Origin of the sequence: Streptomyces sp. NPDC044571 (assembly GCF_040647115.1) — a bacterium.
GTDB lineage: Bacteria > Actinomycetota > Actinomycetes > Streptomycetales > Streptomycetaceae > Streptomyces.
Genome location: NZ_JBEZBN010000020.1, coordinates 90,279 through 106,269 on the forward strand (window position 1 = coordinate 90,279; position 15,991 = coordinate 106,269).

The following is a 15,991-nucleotide window of genomic DNA, read 5'->3' on the forward strand; positions in this document are numbered from 1 at the left end:
CCGTCCCGGCCGGGGCCCCTGCCACACTCAGGGCCGTGATCTTCCGTACCGCGACCCGTGAGGACCTGCCAGCCGTACTCGCCCTGCTGGCGGACGGCGGCCCGTCACCCGTGACCGAGGCCCACGAGCGGGCCTTCGACGCGATCGAGGCGGACGCCCGCAACGAGCTGCTGCTCCTGGCCGACGGGGCGGACGTGCTCGGCTGCCTCCAGCTCACCTACGTCCCGGGCCTCGGCCAGGGCGGCCGGGAGCGGGCGCTGGTGGAGGCGGTACGGGTGCGCGCCGACCGGCGGGGCGCCGGGCTGGGGGCGGAGCTGATGCGGCGGGCGACGGAGCGGGCGCGCGAGCGCGGCTGCGGTCTGATGCAGCTGACCAGCAACAAGCGGCGGGAGGACGCCCACCGCTTCTACGAGCGGCTGGGCTGGGCGCGCAGCCACGAGGGCTTCAAGCTGCGCCTGGCGGACTGACGCAGGGCGCTTTCGCCCCTGGCGTGACGCTCGCCACATAACGGCCCGTTCGGCCCCGGTTGTGGTGTTGAGTGTCCCCACGCTCGACCGTGCCCGCCGTACTTCCGGAGGCCCGCATGTCCCCCTCCATCATCCCCGCCCGGGAAATCGGCCTGGCGGTCCTGCTGGTGGCCGCGCTCGTCGGGGTGGCCGGCCTGCGCCACATGCTCCGACACAGGCGCTTCCAGCGCGCGGAGCCGGGCGCCCGCGAGGGCCTCACGTTCATCCCGGCGCAGCGCGGAGCCGCCGCGCACCCGATGGAGTCGGTCGAGCTGACGGAGGCCGAGGAACAGGCCTTCGCCGGCCTGGTCCGTACTCTGCCCCTGCACTGACTCCGCGGGCCCTCCCCCGCTCGGGGAGGGAGGGCCCGCGGGGCACAACTCAGTTGTGGCTGTGGAGGATCTCGTTCAGGCCGCCCCAGACCGCGTTGTTCGGGCGGGCCTCGACGGCTCCGGTGACCGAGTTGCGGCGGAAGAGGATGTTGCTGGCGCCGGAGAGCTCCAGGGCCTTCACGATCTGGCCGTCCGGCAGCGTGACGCGGGTGCCCGCGGTCACGTACAGGCCGGCCTCGACGATGCACTCGTCGCCCAGCGCGATGCCGACGCCCGCCTCGGCGCCGATCAGGCAGCGCTCGCCGATCGAGATGATCTGCTTGCCGCCGCCCGAGAGGGTGCCCATCGTGGACGCGCCGCCGCCGATGTCGGATCCGTTGCCGATCACGACGCCGGCCGAGATGCGGCCCTCGACCATCGAGGTGCCCAGGGTGCCCGCGTTGAAGTTGACGAAGCCCTCGTGCATGACGGTGGTGCCCTCGGCGAGGTGCGCACCGAGGCGGACCCGGTCGGCGTCGGCGACGCGCACGCCCTTGGGCAGGACGTAGTCGGTCATCCGCGGGAACTTGTCGATCGAGGTGACCTGGAGGTGCAGGCCCTCGGCGCGCGCGTTCAGGCGGACGGTCTCGATCTGGTCCACCGCGACCGGGCCCAGCGAGGTCCAGGCCACGTTGGCGAGCAGGCCGAAGACGCCGTCCAGGTTCTGGCCGTGCGGCCTGACCAGGCGGTGGCTGAGCAGGTGCAGGCGCAGGTACGCGTCGTGCGCGTCGAGCGGCTTGTCGTCCAGGGAGGAGATCACGGTGCGGACGGCTACGACCTCGACACCGCGGCGCGCGTCCGGCCCGAGGGCCTTGGGCGCGGCCTCGCCGAGCAGCTCCGCGGCCTGTTCGGCGGTCAGGCGCTCGGTGCCGGCCGGGCCGGGCTCGGCGACCAGCTCGGGGGCGGGGAACCAGGTGTCGAGGACGGTGCCGTCGGCGGCGATGGTGGCAAGTCCGGCGGCGACGGCGCCGGTGGTACGCGTAGCAGTCATATCCGAAACCTAACCGGCGACGGCCCGAGGGTGCGAACCGGTCTCATGTGCCGGTCGCGCCGCGTGGCGCCCACCGCACCGGGAGGCCCAGAACACCACCCCGCCCGCTCCTGCCGCCAGCCCCGCGCACAGCGGCCACAGCAGCCCGGGCGCGGCGGCGTACAGGGCTCCGCCGAGCGGCGGGCCGAGGACGACGCCGCTGACGGAGATCCCCGCGTACAGGCTCTGGAACCGCCCGATCGCGTGCTCGGGGGCCTGGTCGGCGACGTAGGCGGTGGCGGTGGTCTTGTACAGGATCTCGCCGAGGCTCAGCAGCAGGATCATCGCGGTGGCGCTCGCGATGCCGGCCCCGGCCAGCAGCGCGGCGTAGCCGGCCCCGACCAGCACCAGCCCGGTCGCGATGACCGGCAGCGGCGGCCGGTGGCGCAGCGCGACGGCGGCCGGGAGCTCCAGCAGCAGGATGACGCCGCCGTTGAGGGCGATCACCAGGCCGAAGGCCCGGGTGTCCAGGCCGTGGTCGGCGAGGAAGACGGGGAAGGTGCCGTACTGCTGGCGGTAGACGAGGTCGGTCAGCAGGATCGCGGCGAGCAGGACCAGTACGGCGGGCCGGGCCCGCAGTTCCTGCCACACACCGCGGCCCCGACCCCCGTCCGGGGCCGCGGCGGGGGTCCGGGAGGCACCGCGGGCGGGGACGACGCGCGCGGTCCACAGGGCGAAGAAGAGGGTGCCGAGGCCGTCCGCGACGAAGAGCCAGTCGTACGAGAGACCGGTCGCGACCAGCGCCCCCAGCGGCGGGCCGAGGGTGAAGCCGCCGTTCGAGACGCAGCGCACGACGGCGAAGGCCTGGCGGCGGACCCCTTCGGGGACGGCGACGGCGACCAGTGCGGAGTTGGCGGCCCGGATCACGCCGGAGGCGTACTGGGCCAGCGGCAGGGCGGCGTACAGCAGCGGGGTGGACAGCAACGGGAAGGTCATGAGGGTGAGGCCGCCGAGGGTGGAGGCGGCGAGCAGCACGCGGCGGTGGCCGAAGCGGTCCCCGTACCAGCCGCCGGTGAAGTTGCCCGCGACGAGACCGGCGCCGCCGATCCCGGTGACCATGCCGGCCTGGGCGGCGCCGAGGCCGCGCGGCCCGGTCAGGTAGAGGAAGACGAAAACGAAGGTGAAGCTGACCACGGCGTTGACGAACACCCCGGCCGCCAGCAGCCACACCACCCGGGGTACGTCTTTGAATCCCTGCAGCACCTTCACCACCCCCGAGTCAGTTCCTTTTGGGAACGGACTATGTCAGCATGACAGCCTTGGGTCAACGGACAAAGGAGTGCCATGGCCCAGCGCACACACCTCGGCGACGCGGACTGCTCCATCGCCCAGGCCCTCGACGTCGTGGGTGACTGGTGGACGCTGCTGATCGTGCGTGACGCCGCGCGCGGGCTGCACCGCTTCGAGGAGTTCCAGCGCGAGCTGGGCGTCTCCCGGAAGGTGCTGGCCGAGCGGCTGAAGCTGCTGGTCGAGGCCGGGGTGCTGACGCGCGAGCCGTACCAGGAACGTCCGGTGCGGCACGCATACCGGCTGACCCCGCGCGGGCGGGGACTGCTGCCCGTCCTGGTGGCCCTCCAGGACTGGGGAGATGCCTGGGTCCTGGGAGAGGGAGAGATGACGGCGACGACACAGGAGTCCTCGAAGGAGGCGGTACGGGTCCATGCGCTGCGCGGCACCCGCCTGCCGGAGCTGCTCCTGCCGGACCGCTTCGGCGAACTCCGCGACCCGGTGGCGGACACCCCGTTCACCGTCCTGTACTGCTTCCCCGGCGCGTACGCCCGGGCCGAGTCCTACCCGCCCGGCTGGGCGGGGATCCCCGGCGCCAAGGGCTGCACCTTCGAATCGTGCACCTACCGGGACCAGCTCGCGGAGTTCACGGCAGCGGGGGCGACGGTGCACGGCGTCTCGACGCAGCGCCCGGACGAGCAGCGGGAGTTCGCGGAGACGGAGAAGCTCCGCTTCCCGCTCCTCTCGGATGCGGAACTCACCCTGACGGCAGCGCTGCGGCTGCCGACCTTCCGCGCGGCGGGGGTCAGCCGGCTGAAGCGCCTGACGTTGGTGCTCGACCGGGAGCGCACGGTGCGCGAGGTGTTCTACCCGATCCAGGACATCGCAGCGAGCGTCGCGGCGGCCCTGGCATCGGTCCGGTCTGCCGCCTGACGCCGCGGCCGGGGCCGGCCCGGGGACGGGCGGGCCAACCCCCGGGCCGGCCCCGCCCCCGCCCCGCGGGCCCCCGCTACGGCCGGGCCAGCACCCGGCCGAGCACCTCCCGCGCATACGGCTCGTCATACGGCGTGCCCGTCAGAAGCACCTGCAGGCTGATCCCGTCCAGCACCGCCACCACCGCCCGCGCCGTCGCCGGATCCACCCGGTCCGCGAGGGCCGCCGTGACCGACTCCGCCCACTCCGCGGCCACCGGCCGCAGCGCCGGCCTGCGCAGCGCTGCCAGGTAGAGCTCGTACTCCAGCTCCGCCCGGCCCCGGTCCGCCGTCAGGAACTCCCCCAGCAGGCGGGCCAGCTCCGCCGCCAGCTCCGGTCCGGACACCGCGTCCGGGACCGGTGCGAAGCCGGCGTTCGCCTGCCGCAGCGCCGCCACCAGCAGGTCGTCCAGCGTCTCGAAGTGGTACGTGGTCGAGCCCAGCGGCACGTCCGCCTCAGTTGCCACGCTGCGATGGCTCAGCCCCGCGATGCCCTTCGCGCCCACGACCCGGATCGCCGCGTCGATGATCCGCTGCCGCCGGTCGGGGTCGTACCGGCGGCCCATCAGTGCGCCCCGCCCAGGTTCAGCAGCACCACTCCGGCGATGATCAGCGCGATCCCGGCGATCTTGGCGGCGGTGGCCGCCTCGCCCATGAACACCATCCCGATGGCGGCGATCGCGGCCGTGCCGACCCCGGCCCAGATCGCGTACGCGGTGCCCACCGACATCGACTTCAGCGTCTGCGCGAGCAGCGTGAAGGCGATGGCGTACCCCAGGAGGGTGCCCAACGACGGCCACAGCTTCGTGAAGCCCTGGCTGAACTTCATGGCGGTGGTGCCGGCCACCTCGGCGGCGATGGCCGCGGCGAGCAGTACGAAAGGCATGTGTACGACAGTACACATCGCCCGCGTTTCAGTGCAGAGTGAACTCGGTTACGCGCCGCCCTGACCCACCGTCACGTTCACCGCAGGGTGCACGGTGCCCGTCCGCCGGAAGAACACGCAGGGACCCCGGAAGAACGGCAAAGGGCCCCCGGCACCAAGTGCCGGGGGCCCTCACGCAGCGAGCGGTCGAAGGACCGGTCGAGGACTGATCAGACGTTGAAGCCGAGCGCGCGCAGCTGCTCACGGCCGTCATCCGTGATCTTGTCCGGGCCCCACGGCGGCATCCAGACCCAGTTGATCCGCAGCTCGTTGACGATCCCGTCGGTCGCCGACTTCGCCTGGTCCTCGATGACGTCCGTCAGCGGGCAGGCCGCCGAGGTCAGCGTCATGTCGAGAGTGGCGATGTTCGCGTCGTCGATGTGGATGCCGTAGATCAGGCCCAGATTGACGACGTCGATGCCCAGCTCGGGGTCGACCACGTCGTAGAGGGCCTCGCGGACCTCCTCCTCGGTGGCCGGCTTGATCGACGCCTCGGGCGTCGCGTTCTCGGTCATGCCGTCTTCCTCTCCGCGTCGCCCAGGACCTGGGCGGTCGCGTCCTTCCAGGCCATCCAGCTCAGGAGGGCGCACTTCACGCGCGCCGGGTATTTGGAGACACCGGCGAACGCGACCGCGTCCTCCAGCACCTCCTCCATCTCCTCGTCCGGCTCGATCTTGCCCTTGGACTGCATCAGCTCCAGGAACACGTCCTGGATCCGCTGCGCCTCGGACACCTTCTTGCCGACGAGCAGCTCGTTCAGCACGGAGGCGCTGGCCTGGCTGATGGAGCAGCCCTGACCCTCGTAGGAGACGTCGGTGAGCGTCTCGCCGTCGTACTTCACGCGCAGCGTGATCTCGTCGCCGCACGTCGGGTTGACGTGGTGCACCTCGGCGTCACCGTCGCGCAGGCCGCGCCCGTGCGGGTGCTTGTAGTGGTCCAGGATCAGTTCCTGGTACATCGAATCCAGCTTCACTGGTCCTCGTCGCCCTCGTCCGTCAGCCGAAGAAGTTCCGTACGTGCTCCAGCCCGTCGATCAGCGCGTCCACGTCCGCCGGAGAGGAGTACAGATAGAAAGACGCTCGCGTGGTCGCCGGAATTCCGTACCGCAGGCAGACCGGGCGCGCGCAGTGGTGTCCCACGCGGACCGCGATGCCCTGCTCGTCCAGGACCTGGCCGACGTCGTGCGGGTGGATGTCCCCGAGTACGAAGGAGATCGCAGCGCCCCGGTCCTCGGCCGTGGTGGGGCCGATGATCCGCAGGTCGGGCACCTCGGAGAGGCGCTTGACCGCGTACTCCGTGATCGCGTGCTCGTGGGCGGCGATGTTCTCCATGCCGATCGCGGTGAGGTAGTCCACGGCCGCGCCGAGGCCGACGGCCTGGGCGATCGGGGGCGTACCCGCCTCGAACTTGTGGGGCGCCGGGGCGTACGTCGAGGCGTGCATGGACACGGTCTCGATCATCTCGCCGCCGCCGAGGAACGGGGGCAGGTCCTCCAGGAGCTCCTGGCGGCCCCACAGGACGCCGATGCCGGTCGGGCCGCACATCTTGTGGCCGGTGAAGGCCACGAAGTCGGCGCCGAGCGCCTGGACGTCCAGCGGCATGTGCGGAGCGGCCTGCGAGGCGTCGATCAGCACCAGCGCGCCGACCTCCTGCGCGCGGCGGACGATCGCGTCGACCGGGTTGATCGTGCCCATGATGTTGGAGACCAACGTGAAGGAGACGATCTTCGTCTTCTCCGTGATGACCTCTTCGATGTTGGACAGGTCGAGCCGGCCGTCGTCGGTGAGGCCGAACCACTTCAGCTTCGCGCCGGTGCGCTGCGAGAGCAGCTGCCACGGCACGATGTTGGAGTGGTGCTCCATCTCCGTGATGGCGATCTCGGTCTCGCGGTCGACCCGGTAGGGCTCGTCCGCCCAGCCGAGCATGTTTGCGACCAGGTTGAGCGACTCCGAGGCGTTCTTGGTGAAGATCACCTCGTCGCGGCTCGGTGCGTTGATGAAGGCGGCGACCTTGTCGCGGGCGCCCTCGTACAGCGCCGTGGCCTCCTCGGCGAGCACGTGCACGCCGCGATGGACGTTGGCGTTGTGCCGCTCGTAGTACTCGTTCAGCGCGTCGAGCACCTGGCGCGGCTTCTGCGAGGTCGCCGCGTTGTCCAGGTAAACGATCTTCTTCCCGTCGTGGACCACACGATCCAGCAGGGGGAAGTCCTTGCGGATCGCCTCGATGTCGAGGAGGCCAGGCAGCTGCGTCACGCGGTAGCGCCACCCTTCACGTACTTGTCGTAGCCCTCGGCCTCAAGCTGGTCCGCCAGCTCGGCGCCACCGGACTCGGCGATCCGGCCGTTCGCGAACACGTGCACGAAGTCCGGCTTGATGTACCGCAGGATGCGCGTGTAGTGGGTGATCAGCAGGGTGCCGACCTCACCCGTCTCGCGGACGCGGTTGACGCCCTCGGAGACGATGCGCAGCGCGTCGACGTCGAGGCCGGAGTCGGTCTCGTCGAGGATCGCGATCTTCGGCTTGAGGAGCTCCAGCTGGAGGATCTCGTGGCGCTTCTTCTCACCGCCGGAGAAGCCCTCGTTGACGTTGCGCTCGGCGAAGGCCGGGTCCATATGGAGCTGCTCCATCGCGGACTTGACCTCCTTCACCCAGGTACGCAGCTTCGGCGCCTCGCCGCGGATGGCGGTGGCCGAGGTGCGCAGGAAGTTGGAGACCGAGACGCCGGGGACCTCGACCGGGTACTGCATGGCGAGGAAGACGCCGGCGCGGGCGCGCTCGTCGACGGACATCTCCAGGACGTCTTCGCCGTCGAGGGTCACGGTGCCACCGGTGATGGTGTACTTCGGGTGCCCGGCGAGCGAGTACGCCAGGGTGGACTTGCCGGAGCCGTTGGGGCCCATGATGGCGTGCGTCTCACCCTGCTTGACGGTGAGGTCGACGCCCTTGAGGATCTCGCGGGCGCCGTTCTCGGCCTCGACGGAGACGTGCAGGTCGTGGATTTCAAGCGTTGCCATGGGTGCCTCAGGTCTCCTGGGTGAGGGAGACGAGCACGTCGTCCCCTTCGATCTTTACGGGGTATACGGGAACGGGGCGCGTCGCGGGCAGACCCGAGGGCTTGCCGGTGCGCAGGTCGAAGGAGGACCCGTGCAGCCAGCACTCGATCATGCAGTCCTCGACCTCGCCCTCCGAGAGCGAGACGTTCGCGTGCGAGCAGATGTCGTTGATCGCGAACACCTCCCCCTCGGTGGAGACGATGGACACCGGCGTCCCGTCGAGCTCCACCCGCTTGGGGGTGTTCTCCTCCAGCTCACTCAGCGAGCAGGCCTTCACGTAGGTCATCAGACGGACGCCTCAAGCTCGGTCTCGATCTTGGCGAGCAGGCGCTCCTCGATGTCCGGGACACCGATCTGCTGGACGAGCTCGGCGAAGAAGCCGCGCACGACCAGACGGCGGGCCTCGTCGGCCGGGATGCCGCGGGCCTGCAGGTAGAAGAGCTGCTCGTCGTCGAAGCGGCCGGTCGCCGAGGCGTGGCCGGCGCCGACGATCTCGCCGGTCTCGATCTCCAGGTTCGGCACCGAGTCGACCCGCGCGCCGTCCGTGAGGACGAGGTTGCGGTTCATCTCGTAGGTGTCGGTGCCCTCGGCGCTCTTCTCGATGAGCACGTCGCCGATCCAGACGGCGTGGGCGTCCTGGCCCTGGAGCGCACCCTTGTAGACCACGTGGGACTTGCAGTGCGGGGCGTCGTGGGTGACCAGGAGGCGGTGCTCCTGGTGCTGGCCGGCGTCGGTGAAGTAGAGGCCGAGGAGCTCGGCCTCGCCGCCGGTGCCGGCGTAGCTGACCCGCGGGTGCAGGCGGACGAGGTCACCACCGAAGGTGACGACGACGGACTTGAAGCTCGCGTCACGGCCGACCAGCGCGTTGTGCTGGGAGCAGTGGACGGCGGTGTCGTCCCAGTCCTGGATGGAGACGACGGTCACCTTGGCGCCGTCGCCGATCAGGAACTCCACGTTGGCCGCGCGGACGCCGTCGCCGGTGTGGTCGATGACGATGACGGCCTCGGCGAAGGCCTGCACGTCGAAGACGGTGTGGCCGAAGGTCGTTCCGCCCTCGCCGTGCAGCGAGACGCGCACGGGCTCGGTCAGGACGGCCTCCTTGGGCACGGTGACGACCGTGGCCTTGGCGAAGGAGGAGAACGCCTGGGCGGCGACCCGGTCCACCGGGGTGCCGGCCTTGCCGATGCGGGCGTCGTCGCGCTCCACCGACTCGACCGTGACGCCCTCGGGCGCGTCGATCTGGGCCTTCATGCTGCCGTTGGCGGTCGCGGTGCCGTCGTGCAGGCCCTTGAGGCGGGCGAGCGGCGTGAAGCGCCACTCCTCCTCGCGGCCGTGCGGGACGGGGAAGTCCGCCACGTCGAAGGACGGCGGTGCGCTCATCCGGGTGGCGACGGTGGACTCGGCGGCCACCGCGATCGCGCCGGCGGTGGTCGAACCCGCCGGAATGTTCTGAGCCTCAGCCATGGCTGTCGTCTTGCTCGCTCTCGTGTCTACGTCAAAGGATGTGCTGCGGGCCGGACGGCCAGTCGGGACTAGCCGACCGAGCCCTCCATCTGCAGCTCGATCAGCCGGTTCAGCTCCAGGGCGTACTCCATCGGCAGCTCCTTCGCGATCGGCTCGACGAAGCCGCGCACGATCATCGCCATGGCCTCGAACTCGGTCATGCCGCGGCTCATCAGGTAGAAGAGCTGGTCCTCGGAGACCTTGGAGACGGTCGCCTCGTGGCCCATGGAGACGTCGTCCTCGCGGACGTCCACGTACGGGTACGTGTCCGAGCGGGAGATCGTGTCGACCAGGAGCGCGTCGCAGAGCACGTTCGACTTGGAGCCGCTGGCGCCCTCGCCGATCTCGACCAGGCCGCGGTACGAGGTGCGGCCGCCGCCTCGCGCCACCGACTTGGAGACGATGTTGGAGGAGGTGTTCGGCGCCATGTGGACCATCTTGGAGCCGGCGTCCTGGTGCTGGCCCTCGCCCGCGAAGGCGATGGACAGCGTCTCGCCCTTGGCGTGCTCGCCCATCAGGTAGACGGCCGGGTACTTCATCGTGACCTTGGAGCCGATGTTGCCGTCGATCCACTCCATGGTCGCGCCCTCGTACGCCACGGCGCGCTTGGTGACCAGGTTGTAGACGTTGTTCGACCAGTTCTGGATGGTCGTGTAGCGGCAGCGGCCGCCCTTCTTCACGATGATCTCGACCACGGCGCTGTGCAGCGAGTCCGAGGAGTAGATCGGGGCGGTGCAGCCCTCGACGTAGTGGACGTAGGCGTCCTCGTCGACGATGATCAGCGTCCGCTCGAACTGGCCCATGTTCTCCGTGTTGATGCGGAAGTAGGCCTGGAGCGGGATGTCCACCTGGACACCCTTGGGGACGTAGATGAAGGAGCCGCCGGACCACACCGCGGTGTTCAGCGAGGCGAACTTGTTGTCGCCGACCGGGATGACCGTGCCGAAGTACTCCTGGAAGAGCTCCGGGTGCTCCTTGAGCGCGGTGTCCGTGTCGAGGAAGATGACGCCCTGCTGCTCCAGGTCCTCGCGGATCTGGTGGTAGACGACCTCGGACTCGTACTGGGCCGCGACGCCCGCGACGAGGCGCTGCTTCTCCGCCTCCGGGATGCCGAGCTTGTCGTACGTGTTCTTGATGTCCTCGGGCAGGTCCTCCCAGGACTCCGCCTGCTTCTCGGTGGACCGCACGAAGTACTTGATGTTGTCGAAGTCGATGCCCGACAGGTCGGAGCCCCAGGTGGGCATGGGCTTCTTGTCGAAGAGCTTCAGGCCCTTGAGGCGGAGCTTCAGCATCCACTCGGGCTCGTTCTTCTTCGCCGAGATGTCCCGGACGACGTCCTCGGACAGACCCCGCTTGGCAGCGGCACCGGCCGCGTCGGAGTCGGCCCAGCCGTATTCGTAGGTGCCCAGGCCATCGAGCTCAGGGTGAGCAGTCTCCGTGGTCATGCGGGGTTCCTCCCGGCCGTGCTTGCAGATGCTGATGTGTCGGTCTGTGTGGCGCCCGCGCCTCGCGGAATGAACGTGGTGCACACCCCGTCGCCGTGGGCGATCGTGGCGAGGCGCTGCACGTGCGTCCCCAGCAGGCGGGAGAAGACCTCGGTCTCCGCCTCGCAGAGCTGCGGGAACTGCTCGGCGACGTGGGCGACCGGGCAGTGGTGCTGGCAGAGCTGTTCACCGCTGTGCGGACCGGGAGCGCTCTTCGCCGTAGCAGCGTACCCGTCCGCGGTCAACGCCTTGGCCAGGGCCTCGGTGCGGTCCGCGGGGGCGGCCGCCTCGACTGCTTCCCGGTAGGTCTCGGCCTGCGCGTCCATACGGGCCCGGGCGAAGGCGGCCACGGCCGCCTCTCCCTGCTCGCCACCGCCGGCGGACTGCGCGATCCAGCGCAGGGCGTCCGCCGCGAGCGAGTCGTAGGACTGGTCGAAGGCGTCACGGCCGCAGTCGGTCAGCGCGAACACCTTGGCAGGTCGGCCACGCGTGCGCGCGCCGTACACGCGCTGCTCACGGGGTGCGACCACGTCGTCGGCGACGAGCGTGTCGAGGTGGCGGCGGACGGCGGCCTGGGTGAGGCCGAGACGCGCGGCGAGATCGGCGACGGTGGACGGACCGTGGTCCAGGATGGAGCGCGCGACCCGGTTGCGGGTTGACCGCTCCCCGGTAGCGAGTTCCCCGTGAGGGGTCTCCATCAGCCGTTCGCCGTATTTCACAACGCCATTGTTGCGTAATTACTTGAGGCCCGACAAGCCGTGACGGAGGCCACTCCTGGTGTCCTCCATCACTAAGGGTTACCTAAACTGCCCACGCAGAGTGAAGTGATCACGGCCCCCACCTGCACGGAACCCCTCTTGGCCCGCAGCGGAACAGGCGGTCTCCCCCGGCGCCCGAGGACCCCTTTCCGGCTCCGTAGACTCACCCACATGAGCAACGACCCCGCCGTGGAGATCCGCGGACTGGTGAAGCGGTACGGCCCCAAGACCGCGGTGGACGACCTGGACCTCACCGTCCGCAGAGCCTCCGTCACCGCGGTCCTCGGCCCCAACGGCGCGGGCAAGACGACCACCGTGGAGACCTGCGAGGGCTACCGCCGCCCCGACGCCGGCACCGTCCGCGTCCTCGGCCTCGACCCGGTCGCCCAGGCCGAAGCGCTGCGCCCCCGGATCGGCGTGATGCTGCAGTCCGGCGGGGTCTACTCCGGCGCCCGCGCCGTCGAGATGCTGCGCCACATGGCCGCGCTGTACGCCGACCCGCTCGACGTGGGCGCCCTCGCCGAGCGGCTCGGGCTGGGCGGCTGCGGCCGCACCCCCTACCGCCGGCTCTCCGGCGGCCAGCAGCAGCGCCTGGCCCTGGCCATGGCCGTGGTGGGCCGCCCCGAGCTGGTCTTCCTCGACGAGCCGACCGCGGGCCTGGACCCGCAGGCCCGCCGCGCGACCTGGGACCTCGTACGGCAACTGCGCGCCGACGGGGTCACCGTCATCCTCACCACCCACCACATGGACGAGGCCGAGCAGCTGGCGGACGAGGTCGCGATCGTCGACGCGGGCCGGGTCATCGCCCACGGCAGCCCCGAGCAGCTGTGCCGCGGCGGCGCCGAGAACACCCTGCGCTTCACCGGCCGCCCCTCCCTCGACCTCGCGTCGCTGCTGAAGGCACTGCCCGACGGCACCCAGGCCGCCGAGCTCACCCCGGGCGCCTACCGGGTCGTCGGCGAGGTCGACCCGCAGATGCTGGCCACCGTCGCGTCGTGGTGTGCGCAGCACGGCGTGATGCCGAGCAGCCTGTCGGTGGAGCGGCACACGCTCGAAGACGTCTTCCTGGAGCTCACCGGTAAGGAGCTGCGCGCATGAGCGCCGGTACGTTCACGCCCCGCCCGGGGGCCGCGCCCGTGTCCCGCATGATCCTCGCCCAGACGGCGCTGGAGACCCGGATGCTGCTGCGCAACGGGGAGCAGCTGCTGCTGACGGTGATCATCCCGGCGCTGCTGCTGGTGCTGTTCTCCTCGGTGGACGTCATCACCGTGCCCGTCGGGAGCGCCCAGCGGTCCGTGGACTTCCTCGCGCCCGGGATCCTCGCCCTGGCCGTGCTGTCGACCGCCTTCACGGGCCAGGCCATCGCCACGGGCTTCGACCGCCGCTACGGGGTGCTCAAGCGGCTCGGCGCCTCGCCGCTGCCGCGCTGGGCGCTGATGGCCGCCAAGACCCTGTCCGTGCTGGTCACCGAGGTGCTCCAGATCGCGCTGCTCACGGTGATCGCCTTCGCGCTGGGCTGGTCCCCGCACGGGAACCCGGCGGCGGTGGCCGCGCTGATCCTGCTGGGGACCGCCGCCTTCTCGGGGCTCGGGCTGCTGATGGCGGGCACGCTCAAGGCCGAGGTGACGCTGGCCGCCGCGAACCTGGTGTTCCTGCTGCTGCTGGTCGGCGGCGGGGTGATCGTCCCGATGGACAGGTTCCCGGGCGCGGTGCAGGACGTCCTCGGGCTGCTGCCGGTCTCGGCGCTGTCCCACGGGCTGCGCGAGGTGCTGCAGGACGGGGCCGGGCTGCCCTGGGCGGATGCGGCCGTGCTGCTCGTGTGGACGGTGCTGGGGCTGGGCGCCGCCGCGAAGTTCTTCCGCTGGGAGTAGACCCGGCGGGAGCGAATCGCCTCCCCCGCGCGTTGGCCTGACAGGAGGCGACCACCGGCTGGACGAGCAATGGGCGCGGATCCGGTCGGGCCCGGCGCAGGCGGAGCCGGAGGCCGACCGACTGCTGGCGGAGTTGATCGGGGCACTGCGCGAGCCGGCCCTGACCGACCCGGAGTGCGCGGCGCGGCTCGGGCTGCGCCTGGGCGACCTGGCGGCCCGGCGGTTCGCCGCCGGGGACCGGGCCGGGGCGCTTGGGGCCATTCCGCACATCAGCGACAGCGACGCAGACCACGAAGCCGGGGGGCGGGTATGGCGCAGCGGGAGGCCGTTCTACGGAGGAGGGCCTGCACCACGGACGGCAGGCCGCCGGGCACACCCCGGAGTACGCCCGGTGGTATGCCCGGGGCCTGATCAACCACGGGGTCTGGCTGTCCTGGCCACTGAGCGACGAGGACCGGCTGCCCCGTCACCCGCTGGGCGCGGCGGCGGAGAGCGGGCCCAGCGCCATGGAGCGCGCGGCCGGCGAGCGCGCCCGGGACCTGACCCGTGCCGCCGTCGCGGTCTGGGCGGACCTGGACCAGCACGACCCGGTCAACCGGCGCGGCCTCGCACAGGCCGAGGTCTTCCTCGGGGACCGCCTCGCGGAGCTGGGGCTCGCGGAGGAGGCGGTGGCCTGGGCGGTGGACGCGGAGAGCGGCTTCCGCCGGCTGCTCCTGGCGGATCCCGGCCCGGAGGCCGCCCAGGAGGCGGAGGCGGCCATCGACCACATCGGCCGCCAGTTGGAACTGCGGCTTCGCCTGCTCTCCTTCGACTCGCTGGTGCGGCTGCGCGACCGGGGACTGCTGCCCGAACCGCTGCTGCCCCTGGCCGTGGTGGGCGCCCGGATCCGCTCGGTGCCCGAGCAGGAGATCGCGGGCCGACTGCACCTGGATGCCGAGCAGGTGGGCACGATGCTGGAGGTGACGCCCTGGCGCGCGGTGTGGCGCTTCGAGGTGCGCGGCCCGGAAGGACTGTGGGCCGTCCAGGGCAGTCCCTGGCGCGGCAGCACAAAGGTAAGGAACAGGACAGCGGAGGAAATAGGCGGCGAATTGGTGCGCGGATTCAGGGAGTCGGCGGAGTGCCCCGGCGAGGGCGGCTCTTGGCGGGTCCGCCTCTGGTGGCACGAGGAAGGCGACCCCGCGGGAGCCCTGTTCCGGCTCCTCGTGGGCCCCGGCGCGGCGGCGGGCGGCGGCGGCACCCCCTCGTGAAAGTTTGCACAAGGCGCGGCGTACGATAAGGGCCGTGTTGACCCCTCTTGCTTACGTCGCCAGCCGCTGGACTCCGTCACCCCGGACCGTCCGGCGGGCCGCGCTCGCCGCGCTCGTCATGAGCGTGGTCATCGTCGTGACCGGCGGTGCGGTACGGCTGACCGGATCCGGTCTCGGCTGCGACACCTGGCCCAAGTGCACCGACGACAGCCTGATCGTGACCCAGGAACAGGGCTTCCACGGCGCCATCGAGTTCGGCAACCGCATGCTGACGTACGTCCTGTGCGCGGCCGTCGGCTGGGCCATCGTCACGGCGCGCTCGGCCAAGCCCTGGCGCCGGTCGCTGACGAGGCTCGGATGGCTCCAGTTCGTCATCGTGATGGGCAATGCGGTCCTCGGCGGCATCACCGTCCTGACGGGGCTCAACCCCTACAGCGTGGCCGGGCACTTCCTGCTCGCCACCTCGCTGGTCACCGTGACGACGATCACCTGGCAGCGCACGGGCGAGGGCGACGGCACGGCCCGGCCGCGCGTGCCCGGCCCGGTGCGCAAGCTCTCGTGGGCCCTGCTCACCACCACGCTGGTCCTGATCGCGGCGGGCACGGTGGTCACCGGCTCCGGTCCGCACGCCGGCGACCGGAGCGAGATCAAGCGGATGCCGTTCGACTGGTCGGCCACCGCCCACGTCCACGCGGTCTCCGCCTGGGTGGTGTGCGCGCTCGCCGTGGCCATGTGGCTGGTGCTGCGCGTGGTCGACGCCCCCACCGACACCCGGGCGCGCGCCCGCGACCTGCTGGTCGTGCTGCTGGCCCAGGGCGGCATCGGCTACGTGCAGTACTTCACCCACGTGCCCGAGCTCCTCGTCGCCGCCCACATGCTGGGCTCCTGCCTGGTGTGGATCGCCGTGGTCCGGCTGGCCCTGAGCCTGCGCGAGCGGCCGGCCCCGCAGGCGGACATCCCGGCACAGGGCGACCCCCAGCTCTCGGCCGTCTGAGTCACGGAGTACTTCCCCTCCCCCGACTTCGGGGTCCACGCGGCGCTGCTCC

At 71.2% G+C, this 15,991-nt stretch carries 19 protein-coding genes; 7 read left to right on the top strand and 12 right to left on the bottom strand.

Going from position 1 to position 15,991, the window contains the following annotated elements; translation table 11 throughout:
* Positions 1 to 35 precede the first annotated feature (35 nt).
* A complete protein-coding gene (locus tag AB0B01_RS13570) occupies positions 36 to 467 on the top strand; it encodes a GNAT family N-acetyltransferase (RefSeq protein WP_361717061.1) in 432 nt (143 codons plus the stop codon).
* Positions 468 to 583: 116 nt separating this feature from the next.
* Entirely contained in the window at positions 584 to 838 is a 255-nt protein-coding gene (locus AB0B01_RS13575; RefSeq protein ID WP_361717064.1) for a hypothetical protein, read from the top strand.
* A gap of 49 nt (positions 839 to 887) precedes the next feature.
* On the opposite strand, the gene dapD is transcribed toward AB0B01_RS13575, so the two are convergent.
* Together dapD and AB0B01_RS13585 are read right to left on the bottom strand one after the other, a co-directional pair.
* Positions 888 to 1,868, bottom strand: a complete 981-nt coding sequence (dapD, locus tag AB0B01_RS13580) for a 2,3,4,5-tetrahydropyridine-2,6-dicarboxylate N-succinyltransferase (protein ID WP_361717067.1) — start codon at positions 1,866 to 1,868, stop codon at positions 888 to 890.
* Between the two features lie 9 nt (positions 1,869 to 1,877).
* Positions 1,878 to 3,107 carry an MFS transporter gene (locus AB0B01_RS13585; RefSeq protein ID WP_361717126.1) on the bottom strand — a complete coding sequence of 410 codons (1,230 nt, stop codon included), beginning with the start codon at positions 3,105 to 3,107 and terminating at the stop codon, positions 1,878 to 1,880.
* 84 nt (positions 3,108 to 3,191) lie between these two features.
* Here AB0B01_RS13585 and AB0B01_RS13590 point away from each other — a divergent pair, with 84 nt between their 5' ends.
* Entirely contained in the window at positions 3,192 to 4,067 is an 876-nt protein-coding gene (locus AB0B01_RS13590) for a winged helix-turn-helix transcriptional regulator (protein ID WP_361717070.1), read from the top strand.
* Between the two features lie 76 nt (positions 4,068 to 4,143).
* Here the strand turns inward: AB0B01_RS13590 and AB0B01_RS13595 are convergent, their stop codons facing one another.
* The 10 genes from AB0B01_RS13595 to AB0B01_RS13640 form a co-directional block, all read right to left on the bottom strand.
* A complete protein-coding gene (locus AB0B01_RS13595) occupies positions 4,144 to 4,671 on the bottom strand; it encodes a TetR family transcriptional regulator (RefSeq protein WP_361717073.1) in 528 nt (175 codons plus the stop codon).
* Positions 4,671 to 4,991, bottom strand: a complete 321-nt coding sequence (locus AB0B01_RS13600) for a multidrug efflux SMR transporter (RefSeq protein ID WP_361717076.1) — start codon at positions 4,989 to 4,991, stop codon at positions 4,671 to 4,673. The genes AB0B01_RS13595 and AB0B01_RS13600 overlap by 1 nt, the downstream gene beginning before the upstream one ends.
* A 209-nt stretch (positions 4,992 to 5,200) precedes the next feature.
* Entirely contained in the window at positions 5,201 to 5,545 is a 345-nt protein-coding gene (locus AB0B01_RS13605; protein WP_030388904.1) for a metal-sulfur cluster assembly factor, read from the bottom strand.
* Positions 5,542 to 6,003 (bottom strand): Fe-S cluster assembly sulfur transfer protein SufU, encoded by a 462-nt coding sequence (gene sufU, locus AB0B01_RS13610; RefSeq protein ID WP_356849267.1) that lies wholly within the window; start codon positions 6,001 to 6,003, stop codon positions 5,542 to 5,544. The genes AB0B01_RS13605 and sufU overlap by 4 nt, the downstream gene beginning before the upstream one ends.
* A 22-nt stretch (positions 6,004 to 6,025) precedes the next feature.
* Positions 6,026 to 7,282, bottom strand: a complete 1,257-nt coding sequence (locus AB0B01_RS13615) for a cysteine desulfurase (RefSeq protein WP_361717081.1) — start codon at positions 7,280 to 7,282, stop codon at positions 6,026 to 6,028.
* A complete protein-coding gene (gene sufC / locus AB0B01_RS13620; RefSeq protein WP_351291360.1) occupies positions 7,279 to 8,043 on the bottom strand; it encodes a Fe-S cluster assembly ATPase SufC in 765 nt (254 codons plus the stop codon). Before sufC ends, AB0B01_RS13615 begins: the two co-directional genes overlap by 4 nt.
* Positions 8,044 to 8,050: 7 nt before the next feature.
* On the bottom strand, positions 8,051 to 8,368 hold the full coding sequence (locus AB0B01_RS13625) for a bifunctional 3-phenylpropionate/cinnamic acid dioxygenase ferredoxin subunit (protein WP_361717084.1): 318 nt from the start codon (positions 8,366 to 8,368) through the stop codon (positions 8,051 to 8,053).
* Positions 8,368 to 9,546 (bottom strand): Fe-S cluster assembly protein SufD, encoded by a 1,179-nt coding sequence (gene sufD / locus AB0B01_RS13630; protein WP_361717087.1) that lies wholly within the window; start codon positions 9,544 to 9,546, stop codon positions 8,368 to 8,370. Before sufD ends, AB0B01_RS13625 begins: the two co-directional genes overlap by 1 nt.
* Positions 9,547 to 9,614: 68 nt before the next feature.
* Positions 9,615 to 11,030 (bottom strand): Fe-S cluster assembly protein SufB, encoded by a 1,416-nt coding sequence (gene sufB, locus AB0B01_RS13635; protein ID WP_361717090.1) that lies wholly within the window; start codon positions 11,028 to 11,030, stop codon positions 9,615 to 9,617.
* Positions 11,027 to 11,767, bottom strand: a complete 741-nt coding sequence (locus tag AB0B01_RS13640; RefSeq protein ID WP_361717129.1) for an ArsR family transcriptional regulator — start codon at positions 11,765 to 11,767, stop codon at positions 11,027 to 11,029. Before AB0B01_RS13640 ends, sufB begins: the two co-directional genes overlap by 4 nt.
* Positions 11,768 to 11,998: 231 nt before the next feature.
* Here AB0B01_RS13640 and AB0B01_RS13645 point away from each other — a divergent pair, with 231 nt between their 5' ends.
* The 4 genes from AB0B01_RS13645 (at position 11,999) to AB0B01_RS13660 (ending at position 15,939) form a co-directional block, all read left to right on the top strand.
* Positions 11,999 to 12,925 carry an ABC transporter ATP-binding protein gene (locus AB0B01_RS13645; protein WP_361717093.1) on the top strand — a complete coding sequence of 309 codons (927 nt, stop codon included), beginning with the start codon at positions 11,999 to 12,001 and terminating at the stop codon, positions 12,923 to 12,925.
* Entirely contained in the window at positions 12,922 to 13,698 is a 777-nt protein-coding gene (locus AB0B01_RS13650; RefSeq protein WP_361717096.1) for an ABC transporter permease, read from the top strand. Before AB0B01_RS13645 ends, AB0B01_RS13650 begins: the two co-directional genes overlap by 4 nt.
* A gap of 506 nt (positions 13,699 to 14,204) precedes the next feature.
* Positions 14,205 to 14,945 carry a hypothetical protein gene (locus tag AB0B01_RS13655; protein WP_361717099.1) on the top strand — a complete coding sequence of 247 codons (741 nt, stop codon included), beginning with the start codon at positions 14,205 to 14,207 and terminating at the stop codon, positions 14,943 to 14,945.
* Positions 14,946 to 14,949: 4 nt separating this feature from the next.
* Positions 14,950 to 15,939 (top strand): COX15/CtaA family protein, encoded by a 990-nt coding sequence (locus AB0B01_RS13660; protein ID WP_361717102.1) that lies wholly within the window; start codon positions 14,950 to 14,952, stop codon positions 15,937 to 15,939.
* The last annotated feature ends 52 nt before the right edge of the window (positions 15,940 to 15,991 follow it).